Below are 7,128 nucleotides of genomic sequence, written 5' to 3'. Positions count from 1 at the left end.
CTTTCACACCGTCGTTGTTCACGGTGGTGTCGCCGGCTTTGACGCTGTCTACCACCAGGTCTTTGTTCAGCTTGACGGTCACTTTATCGTCTTGGGCTTCAGTGGTGATGTTGTCGTCGCCGGCAACGGTCACGGTGGAGCCGAGTTTTTCGATATTGGTGCTGCCGCTGTCGCCGTTGAAGGTCAGACCTTTGGTATCAACGGTGGTTTTGGCATCCACACCTTTTTGGATGTTATCTTTAGTACTTTGAGCAAGATCGATACTGTACTCAGTTGTGACGGCACCATCGGCTGCAGTTGTAGTATTGGAAGTCAAATTCAAAGCATTGGAAACTTGTACCGTTGCTTTATCTGCGCTGACGGTATAAGTGGTCTCTTTGCCTGAGGTTGTTTTATTAACGTGCGCGTTACTGCCTGCCGCCACCTTGGTTGTGGTTTTGGCATTATTGATGGCATTAGCAACATCGCCGGCAGTCGCTACACCGGCAGTCGGTGCGGACACTGTGCCATTATTATCGACAGACAATGTGCCTTGAGTGACGTTGATTTGAACTTTTGATGCATTCTCGCCATCGGTGATTGCAACAGTCGTCAAGTTGCCATCGGCGTAGTTGACTGTACCGTTGTTATTGATACGAGATTTGTCTGTACCGTTTTGTTGGATATTGTGTCCAACATTGTTCATAACGGTGTACAGCTGGCTACCATTGACCGCATCGGTCGAAGTGGCGGAAATACGGCCTGCGGCAACATTCTGGATTTGGCGTTCATTGCCTGCACTGCCTACAGAAACCGCGCCTGTTTTAGCGGATGAAGAAGCTGCATAGCTGACATTAGTCGTCGTACCACTATCGTTTTTGAATGTTGCATTTTTAGCTGTTGCATCAAAATTATTGGCAGTGCCAACAGCACCATTACCCAATGCAACGGAGCTACCGATCGTAGTCGTCGCGCCACTACCCAAAGCAACTGAATCGCTTCCAGTCGCTTTTGCATTATTACCGCCGGCAAAACTATTCTGCCCGGCAGCTTGGGCTGAGGAACCAATAGCGGTGGAATAAAGGCCTGAACTGTTTGCCTGCTTACCAATGGCGATAGAATAAGATTGAGCAGTCTGTGCCTGATGACCAATTGCAACAGAATCATCACCGACTGCATTTGACAAATAGCCCATTGCCGTACCGTTATTTTGTGCAGATGCCCTCGCACCGACAACAGTTGCATTTTCGTAGTTGGCTCTACTGTGTGCACCGACGACTATAGAGTAATTGCGATCATTTTCTGTATTCAAACCTATGGCAATAGAGCCAGTACCGCGGGAATTAGCATTAGAACCTAAAGCCACGGCACCCACAGTTCTTGAAGTTACAGTCGCATTTGGGCCAACGGCAACAGAAGATGAACCAAGTACGTTAGCATTATGCCCTAAGGAAATACTGCCCGTCGCACCTGTACTTGTTGCTGCATTTGGTCCGATCGCAATTGAATTGGTTTCTTTTGCGCCGTCATTGTTCCAGTTTTTCGTACCGTCAGTTTTGCCTTCTTCTGATTTAACGGAAAAATAACGGACTCGCTCAATTGCATTCAAGACACCATAAAGCTGTGAGCCGTTGATCGCATCAGTGGAAGTAGCGGAAATATCGCCGGGGGATACATTGATGATTTGGCGTTCGTAACCTTTAGAACCGACAGACACAACATCACCGGCATCAGTAGTTGCACCGCCTGCCCAAGTGTAGGTCACGCCCATGATTTCACGTTGAACGTATGCCCGACCTTCTTTATCGGTTTTAGAAGCCGTACCCAAAGCTACAGAGTTCAGCAAAGTTGCCTTTGCACCTGTACCTACAGCCACACCACCAAATGAGGAGGCTTGAGACCTTGTACCAACAGCCAAAGATAAATCGGAAGTAGCATTGGCTTGAACACCCAAGGCAACAGAGCCTTGACCGGCCAATGTAGTCGGATAGCCACTAATCGTATCACCGCTCATCTTCGTGTAAATGGTACCCAAATTCTTACCGGCCAGCGCGTAACGCTCTCTAACACTACCGTCTGCATTGTAATAAACAAACTGGTCAGAAGCGTTACCTGAATATAGAGTACTCGTTACCGCCACCAAATCGTCACCACCAATGGCAACAGATGAGTTGCCATTAGCCACAACATTACCACCAATGGCAATAGATTGGTCACCGCGTGCCCATGCACCTTCAGGTCTACCTTCTGTATTAGTATCTCTGTGATTACCCGAACCAATGGCAATAGACTGGCTTACATTTTTTGCAGTTTTATCACCTACACGCGCAGTATTACCGATAGCAATATTATTAGCCGTTGCGTTAGTTGGATTCTGAATCTCCAGCCCCGCTTCACGGCCGATTGAGATTGCACCATAGCTACTTGCATTGGCTTCTAAGCCAATTGCGATCGCACTCGCAGCCACATCTCTGCTACCTGGAGTTTTTGTAACGACACCAGGAGAGCTTGCAACTGCACCTCTACCGATGGCAATAGTGTTTGCACTTTGAGCCTGTGCCGAACTACCTACAGCGATAGATTCCGTAATCTTACCTACCGCATTCGTACCGATTGCAATGGCATTCTCTGCATTTGCAGAAGCCTCGCTACCAACACCGATTGCAACCCCATTACTTCCTCGAGAAACACTGGATTGGCCTAAAGCAATAGAGCCTATACCAAATGCTTGTGCCGAATTGCCTAATGCCGTTGTACCGGTATTATTAGCAAGTGCATTCTTACCTACCGCTGTCGCTTGCGTACCATTTGCTTTAGAATCTGCACCCAATGCTGTTGAATCTGTAGAAACAGCATTGGCACTTTTACCTATCGCTGTTGCATGTGAACTACTTGCACTTGTATCTGCACCCATCGCAACAGCATGAGTTTGAGTAGCCTTGGCATTTGTACCAACAGCAAGGCTGTTATTATGTGTTGCATTTGCACTCGTACCTACCGCAACTGCACCATTAGCCGTAGCATTGGCTGATGCTCCTACTGACAGGGCACCAATACCGGTCGCTGTTGCACCACTAACCGCGGTCGCACTGGTTACAGCATCAAATTCAATTTTTCCTCGTACTGCAGTTGCCGCATACGAATTACCTGCACCCAAAAGAGCTGCCGAAATCACTGTCAATCTGAAAACTGTCGCAATACCATTTTTACCGGATTCGGCAGATACATTTGTACTGTTTTGTTCTGCAGACGATTTCACACGGCCTTTGGCCAATTCGGACGTTACAACGAAAGATTGAATCGTACGGTTCCAAACGACTTTAAATATCTTATTCATTAGTGTGTCTTTCTCTTTTTATGAGGGGTAAAAGCGTAGGCGTTAGCATGACGCTACTTTAAAAAATCTATTGCGGAGGATTTCCCTGCAAAATGCTTGCTTCGAGCTGACGTTTATTGTCACTTTAAGACGAAATTTAGGTCTTTCACTATCTCGAAATGAAATAGTATTTCATACTTACTAAATATCCGCTAGTCAGAAATATCAACCGATTATCTTTAATTTCTAAATGAAATTACGGCTTTCAACCAAAAAACCAATCATCAAAAGGGCTCCAGCCATGTTTCTATTAATAAGCGGTATGTTGTATTCCATTGACAAGTCACAAGCAAACACAGTAACCATGCAACTCATATGCCAATTATTTAAAATATTATTTATTAAAAAACGAAAGAAAAAGGCCGTCTGAAATGTTTCAGACGGCCTTTGATGAAATGATTTTGAACAATTGCTTAATTGAATAATTTGTTTTTTAAACTATCAATAAAATTGGCAATATGCTTTTAATACGTCATAGAAAAAATACGCATATCCCTACTTATACAAATGCGGATGGTTTTACAAACCGAATACGGTAATATCGCCCTTGCCTTGACGAATCAGCTCAGTTCCATCGGTCATATCGATAACCGTCGTCGGCTCAGTACCGCACCAGCCACCATCAATAACCAAATCAACAGCATGCTCAAGACGGTCTCGGATTTCGTATGGATCGGTCAATGGCTCGTCGTCTTCGGGCAGCATGAGGGTGCAACTTAAAATAGGTTCGCCCAATTCTTGCAAAAGTGCCAAGGCAGTAGCGTTATCGGGAACACGCAGACCGATGGTTTTGCGCTTGGGGTGAAGCGTGCGATTGGGTACTTCTTTGGTTGCCTGCAGGATAAAGGTGTAGCTGCCAGGCGTAGCTGCTTTGAGCTGGCGGAATTGGGCATTATCCACTTTGGCGTAAGTACCCAATTCGCTCAAATCGGCACACATCAGGGTCAGATGGTGTTTTTGATCGATTTTACGAATCGCGAGAATGCGTTCCATCGCGGTTTTGTCGCCGAGTTTGCAGCCAAGCGCATAGCAGGAATCCGTAGGGTAAACGATAACGCCGCCACTGCGGACAATATCGGCGGCTTGCTTGATGAGGCGGTCTTGGGGATTATCGGGATGGATGGCGAAAAATTGTGCCATGTTTTTTCCTTATCATTCTAATGGTTTGTTGTTTGACATTTTAAAACTTATTTGGCCGTCTGAATATTGGATTTCCATCAACATGAATGGATTTAGCCTCAGGTACAACACGGTTGCACCCAGTGATACCTTATATATAATTTTGATTTACCGGCCGATATCGAAAGTCAATTTAATACACTATATAATGCGTTATTTTGTTTGAAAGTCATCTCAATGTCTGCTTCTTCCCTACCTTCCCGCCGCTTGTCTGTTGCACCCATGCTTGATTGGACAGACAGACACTATCGCTTTATGGCGCGACAAATTACACGCAATGCTTGGCTTTATAGCGAAATGGTCAATTCAGGCGCGGTGGTTTACGGAGATAAAGACCGCTTTTTGAGTTTCAACGAAGGCGAGCAACCGGTAGCTTTACAGCTTGGCGGCTCAGATCCGCATGACTTGGCAATCGCTACCAAAGCGGCTGAAGCGTATGGCTATAACGAAGTCAACCTAAATTGCGGCTGCCCCAGCCCACGCGTTCAAAAAGGCGCTTTCGGCGCTTGCCTGATGAATGATGTAGATTTGGTGGCAGATTGTTTGAATGCGATGCAGGATGCAGTTGAAATTCCGGTGACGGTCAAACACCGCATCGGTGTAGACAGACAGACAGAATATCAAGTCGTAGCAGATTTTGTGGGAACACTTCGCGAAAAAACAGCCTGCCGCACATTTATTGTCCATGCACGCAATGCTTGGCTGGACGGTTTATCCCCGAAAGAAAACCGCGAAGTCCCGCCACTCAAATATGAATACGTGTATCGTTTAAAACAAGATTTTCCCGACTTGGAAATTTTGATTAACGGCGGCATCACTACCAACGAAGAAATCGCCGAACATCTGAAATTTGTCGATGGGGTCATGATCGGGCGCGAGGCTTATCACAATCCAATGCTGATGCGCGATTGGGATACAATGTTTTACAACGACGCACACGCACCAATCCAATACGCAGACTTAGCAGCTTGGCTATATGCATACAGTCGCGAACAAATCGCCTTAGGACGAGGCACAATCCTGCGCCATATCGTCCGCCACGCACTAGGCTTAATGCACGGCCTAAAAAATGCCCGCACTTGGCGCCGTATGCTCTCAGATGCTACTTTGCTGAAAGACAACGACGGCAGCCTGATTCTAGACGCATGGAAAGAAGTCGAACGCGCAAATATTTGAGATTAATGGTATATCGTGCGAATAAATGAAAGGCCGCCTGAAACATCCAATGATGTTTCAGACGGCCTTTAAAATTACAACAGACTGCTAAAGATATATTCATTTCTCTTTGGCTACTATTACGATTAACTCATCGAATCAACCCAAAACATAATCTAAGCATAAAAAAATGCGGCCTAAATAGGCCGCATTTACTTTGCTTCGTCTTTTCAGACGACTTTTTCAGGCCGTCTGAAAGTCAGATTACCATTGGTAACCAACTGCTGCGGTAGCACCGAAGTGACCACGTGAGTTGCCGGAAGCAGTACCTTTGATGATCCAATTACCACCATCGGAGATGCTAGAGAAGCCGACAGCGTAACCGGTTTCACCGCGGTAGTGACCGCCACCGATAGCCAGCATGCTCTTACCTGGCAAGTAAGCTTGTGGCAGACCGGCAGTAGCCAGAGCTTGAGCCACACCTGCGCGGGCGTTGTTGTCAACTTTGTTCACATTGCTGTTCACATCGCCGAATTTTTGGTTCAGCTGGTCAACGTTAACCGCATCGGTACCGTTCTTACCTGGAGCAACATTTTTAATAGTAGTGTTGCCGGCATCGATACCACCTTGGTTGATGGTTACAGGACCTGCTTTCAGTTCGTTAGTAGTAACACTGTTAACGGTCAGATCAGGGTTCAAGCTGACTTTCAGCGCATCGCCGTCTTTCTTAACGAAGATGTTTTGAACTTCTTTCTCTGAAGTCTTACCGGTTGCTTTGTCGAATACTTGGACTTTAGTACCCGCATCACCTTTAATCTGAATAGTGTTATTCAGTTTTTTGGAGATAGAGCCGTCAGTAGTACCAGTCTCGTCAACCAGACCGAAGGTGCCGTCAGCATCTTTACCATCTTTACCGTCTTTACCATCTTTCACGGTTGCAGTAGTAGTAGAGATGACTTTACCGTCTTTATCGAAGTTGTTGATAGTGATAGTAGAAGTACCTTTAGCTTCATCACGCTCAACTTTACCTTCAGCAGACTTACCGTTTTCACCTTTAGCACCAGTTGCACCAGTATCACCTTTAGCACCGTCTTTAACAACAGTAGTAGTAGTGTTACCGTTACCGTCTTTGATGGTTACAGTATGAGTACCGTCGCCGTTGTCTTTAACTTCAGCTTCAGCATTCTTACCGTCGGCACCAGTTGCACCGGTTGCACCATCTTTAACGACAGTAGTAGTGGTGTTACCGTTACCGTCTTTGATGGTTACAGTGTGAGTACCGTCGCCGTTGTCTTTAACTTCAGCTTCAGCGTTCTTACCGTCGGCACCAGTTGCACCGGTTGCACCATCTTTAACGACAGTAGTAGTGGTGTTACCGTTACCGTCTTTGATGGTTACAGTGTGAGTACCGTCGCCGTTGTCTTTAACTTCAGCTTCAG

Annotated in this window: 3 protein-coding genes and 2 pseudogenes; 1 reads left to right on the top strand and 4 read right to left on the bottom strand. The window is 46.1% G+C overall.

The features are described 5' to 3' along the window. The 3 genes and pseudogenes from ACTHUE_RS06040 to ACTHUE_RS06030 all read right to left on the bottom strand — a co-directional run. Window positions 1-2,446: pseudogene (locus tag ACTHUE_RS06040) on the bottom strand (hypothetical protein); the annotation flags it as partial. 57 nt (window positions 2,447-2,503) lie between these two features. After that, window positions 2,504-3,316 (bottom strand): annotated as a pseudogene (locus ACTHUE_RS06035) (ESPR-type extended signal peptide-containing protein); the annotation flags it as partial. Window positions 3,317-3,874: 558 nt separating this feature from the next. Continuing rightward, window positions 3,875-4,495, bottom strand: coding sequence for an L-threonylcarbamoyladenylate synthase (locus ACTHUE_RS06030; RefSeq protein ID WP_440398931.1), 621 nt, complete (start codon window positions 4,493-4,495; stop codon window positions 3,875-3,877). Window positions 4,496-4,711: 216 nt separating this feature from the next. Here ACTHUE_RS06030 and dusA point away from each other — a divergent pair, with 216 nt between their 5' ends. After that, window positions 4,712-5,710: a tRNA dihydrouridine(20/20a) synthase DusA gene (dusA, locus tag ACTHUE_RS06025; RefSeq protein ID WP_371489955.1), complete on the top strand. Its 999-nt coding sequence runs from the start codon at window positions 4,712-4,714 to the stop codon at window positions 5,708-5,710. Window positions 5,711-5,953: 243 nt separating this feature from the next. Here the strand turns inward: dusA and ACTHUE_RS06020 are convergent. Beyond that, on the bottom strand, window positions 5,954-7,128 hold a 1,175-nt coding region (locus ACTHUE_RS06020), incomplete at its 5' end, for a YadA family autotransporter adhesin (RefSeq protein WP_440361297.1).

The organism is Neisseria sp. P0021.S005, from assembly GCF_051956955.1.
Note: the sequence above shows the minus strand (reverse complement) of the source record. Positions and strands in the feature narration are given on the sequence as shown.